Annotated in this window: 5 protein-coding genes; all 5 read left to right on the forward strand. The window is 41.3% G+C overall.

Annotation, left to right across the window (positions count from 1 at the left end; translation table 11 throughout):
- The coding region (gene tssD, locus VNZ46_RS17480) for a type VI secretion system tube protein TssD (RefSeq protein ID WP_325561329.1) at positions 1-141 on the forward strand (141 nt) is incomplete at its 5' end.
- Between the two features lie 55 nt (positions 142-196).
- On the forward strand, positions 197-592 hold the full coding sequence (tssD, locus tag VNZ46_RS17485) for a type VI secretion system tube protein TssD (protein ID WP_108554446.1): 396 nt from the start codon (positions 197-199) through the stop codon (positions 590-592).
- 69 nt (positions 593-661) lie between these two features.
- Complete coding sequence (locus tag VNZ46_RS17490) at positions 662-1318, forward strand: hypothetical protein (protein WP_108554445.1); 657 nt, start codon at positions 662-664, stop codon at positions 1316-1318.
- Positions 1308-1733: a hypothetical protein gene (locus VNZ46_RS17495; protein WP_325561327.1), complete on the forward strand. Its 426-nt coding sequence runs from the start codon at positions 1308-1310 to the stop codon at positions 1731-1733. The genes VNZ46_RS17490 and VNZ46_RS17495 overlap by 11 nt, the downstream gene beginning before the upstream one ends.
- A gap of 24 nt (positions 1734-1757) precedes the next feature.
- The gene (locus tag VNZ46_RS17500) at positions 1758-3590 is read left to right on the forward strand and encodes a type VI secretion system Vgr family protein (RefSeq protein ID WP_325561328.1); all 1833 of its coding nucleotides are present in this window, start codon (positions 1758-1760) and stop codon (positions 3588-3590) included.
- Positions 3591-3708 lie beyond the last annotated feature (118 nt).

Here is a 3708-nt window from a genome sequence, read left to right on the forward strand (position 1 = left end):
TTTGAAGATGGATACATTGTCAAGTATTCAGAAGGAATCAATATCACCGGAGAAAATCCGATGACACTGAAATTCCAGATCTCTGCCAGAAAGTTAAAACTTGGCAATGCCGAGCATATAAATGACTGGCCAAAAGCGTAACTTTAGGTACGTAACCAATTAACCAACATTATTTAATTTTTAAAAGAATACTATCATGGCATTCAAAACCAGATTAACTCTTGGGTCCAAAGAATTTGATGTACTACAGTGCAGCTTTTCATTAAACAGAGATGTAGACGCTAAAGGCCGTCCATCATCTGGCGTATATGGCGGAACCATTCATATTGAAGTAGAATCTACCGAAGATACTTCAGTGATCGAATCAATGGTCAATAATCAGTACAAACCATTATCAGGTAATATCGTTTTCAAAAAGGGCGAGGAAGATGCAAAGATGAAAGAATTGTCTTTTGAAGATGGTTATATCATCCAGTATAACGAAGGTATTGCTGTAAACGACAATACGCCAATGACTTTAAGTTTTGTGCTTTCTGCGCGCAAATTGAAGCTGGGTAATGCCGAGCATACCAACGATTGGCCAAAAGCATAATTGTAAAGGGAGAGCCCCTGATCATATAGGGGCTCCTATCTAAATTTCCGTTCTTACTAACATCTACCTATGTTAATTTACAGAAAAGAAACCCCTTATTTTGCCATTACGCTCGATCTTGGCAGAAATGAGCTTAAGATATTGCAACGCTGGAAATACAGCTGGGCAATAGCTCCAGGCTCAGGTAAGTGGACTTATGCAGAAACCAAAAATTTTCACCACAAAGTAGACAGACTGATCTGGTCTGTCTGGGGGAGCCGTTTTGAGCTTAAATTGGCTCAAGGATCCAAAATACCAGCAAATTATAAAGTTGGACCAGTTAAAACTTATTTTGATGTAAAGTGGGTGTTGGACAACAGTGCGCACTGGAAAGTTACCGTCACTAAGATTAAACGAGGTGCCTTTCAACAAAGTTATATTCGATGGAATACCAGGGAAATCAGCCTGGATACAGAAGATACAACGAAAACACTGAAATATATCAATGGCCCTGTGAGGTCTTATCAATATGGTCTTACCCATGAATTTGGGCATACACTTGGAAACGTTGCTTATACACCCTCCGGACATGGCGATGAATATGCCTCAGGAAGTGCTTATCTGGCCGATTTTCCAAGCATTATGAATTCAGGAAATGAGCTGAGACAGCGGCACCTGGATTTTATAAAACAGACCTTAAATAGTATGATCCCGGGCGTAAAATTTGACATCAGCCATGTTCGCTAGATCTATATATTGCCTGTTGGGTCTTGGCCTTACTTTGTTCATTTCCTGTATGAACCAATCCTCTGACGGGCAAAGTAAATCACCTGCTGCGGCAATAAAAAAGGAAAACCAAATGGGAAAAACCGAAAAGATCGATACTGCGGCTTTAAAAAAGCTGTCTCCGGAACAAGCAGTCGCTAAGTTCGGAAAACCCATCAAAAGCGAGGATTTTAATTTGTCCAGCCCTTTGTCTGAGTTTAGAATAGAAATTTATAATCATGTACCTGAAAAGGATCGGTATTCACCTGAAGTGAAGATCCGGGAATATACATGGACTTACAATAAAGAAGAAAATATTACAGTCTGGTATCAGCTTAAACAAGATAAATGGCGGTTCCTGCACTTTAATACCTGGCCAAAAGATGCCGAATTTTAAGTTTTAACAGCAAAGCTTCCTACGATGGAAAAGAAAATAAATCTGGAAATACAAATTGACGGTCAGGAGATCACACATTTTAATTCACTGAGGATCACCCAGGCCTTTAACCGTCACCACGAGTTTGAACTGATCATTAACCAGGATGTGATTGAGCAGACCCAGTCTTTTAAGATCGATCAATCTAAAGCCTGGGTTGGAAAAAGCTTCATTGTCAGTATCGATCATGGGAGCATGGATTTTAAAGGGATTGTCTGCGAGGTCAACTTATCCCAAAGCCATGGACTCAGGGGGAACCTCATTATCAAGGGGTATTCACCAACCATTCTTCTGGAAACAGGGCCACACCTGGAATCTTTCAGAGATATGCAGCTGGGGGACATTGTAAAGAAAAAGACTTCGTCTCTGGCCTCAAATGATATGGAATATGCCATTGCACCGGCTTACAGCGAAAACCTTAAATATATTACTCAATTTAAAGAAAGCAATTACAGCTTTATCAACCGCCTTAGTGCAGAATATGGAGAGTTTTTTTATTATGATGGAAAAACCCTGCATTTTGGAAAACCTAATTCACCAAAGACCGTAACGCTGATACATGGTCAGAACCTGAATTTTATGAATATGGCGGTTCGCATCCTGCCTATGAATTTTTCTTATTACTCTTACAGATCACAAGAAAACGGGCGACTGGATGCACAGGCACCGGGTTCAGTAAAGGGTTTGAATGATTATGCGCAACATGCCCTGTCCCAGTCTTCCTCTGTGTACGATCATGAAATCAATACGACGATTAAACCCAGAGTGGAAAATAAAAGCCAGCTGGATAAACTTGCCGATAAACATAAAGCCGCAATGGCTTCCAACCTTTCAGATATTACCGGGGAGAGCACCAGCACAGCGCTGAATATTGGCTGCATTGCTGATGTACAGGTATCCCGTAAAGATGGTTTGTCCTTTAACAAGGATTCATTGAGTAAATTTTTGATCACAGAGATTTCTCACTATATCGATGGTCTTAGCAGGTATAACAACGCTTTTAAAGGTGTTCCTGCTGATACGGAGGCCGTTTCTGTAGAGCAAGTGCATACCCCTCAGGCAGAATCTCAAATCGCAACCGTAATAGATAACGCTGATCCATCTCAAACGGGTAGGGTCCGAGTACAAATGTTATGGCAAAAAGACAATGCAACTACAGATTGGATCCGGGTTTTAACACCTGATGGGGGAAGCAGCGAACCCTTTGCAAAAAACAGAGGCTATGTTTTTATTCCGGAAATAGGAGACCAGGTTGTGGTTGGCTTTAGGTATAATGACCCTGACCGGCCTTTCGTCATGGGCAGTATCTTTCATGGCAGTACAGGTGCTGGCGGACAGGATGCCAACCATATGAAAAGTATCGCAACCCGAAGCGGGCACCTTATTGAATTTAACGATGGGCCATCAGGACATGGAATCACCATTACAGATATCAATAAAAACCTCATCCATATTGATACCACAGGCAATAATATTACCATTACGGCCAATGAGAACATGACCTTGAATGCAAAGAACATGCAACTCAATGTGGCTGAAAATCTGGATATCCACGTAGGGAAAGACATCAGCACCCTTGCTGGAAATAATATGAATACCCAGGTGAGTGTTAATAACCAGGTGAGTATTGGTGCAGATTATATCTTGAACGCAGCAAATATCACCGAAATCGCTGCGAATGCTTACCAGAGTGAGGCCACCAATATCACAAAAACGGCGACAGGAGAACTCACCTATAACAGTGCCGAAGGGAGCGTAATCAAACACGCTGCAAAAACCATTCACAACAACAGCGGAGAGAAAAGTAATCTGTTTTAAAGGCTAAACTTATGATCAATAAAGGCAACATTATAAAAATCTCCAGTGGAACCCTGAGAGAAAGTGCAGCCCAGGATTATACGGCTTATGCCAATAATATCCATACCAATGCCGCGAA

This window comes from Pedobacter sp. (assembly GCF_035566355.1).
In the GTDB taxonomy this organism is placed as follows: Bacteria; Bacteroidota; Bacteroidia; order Sphingobacteriales; family Sphingobacteriaceae; genus Pedobacter.

Coding starts and splice junctions, on each gene's coding strand:
- tssD (WP_108554446.1), top strand. CDS start 197: ATGGCATTCAAAACCAGATTAACTCTTGGGTCCAAAGAATTTGATGTA.
- VNZ46_RS17490 (WP_108554445.1), top strand. CDS start 662: ATGTTAATTTACAGAAAAGAAACCCCTTATTTTGCCATTACGCTCGAT.
- VNZ46_RS17495 (WP_325561327.1), top strand. CDS start 1,308: ATGTTCGCTAGATCTATATATTGCCTGTTGGGTCTTGGCCTTACTTTG.
- VNZ46_RS17500 (WP_325561328.1), top strand. CDS start 1,758: ATGGAAAAGAAAATAAATCTGGAAATACAAATTGACGGTCAGGAGATC.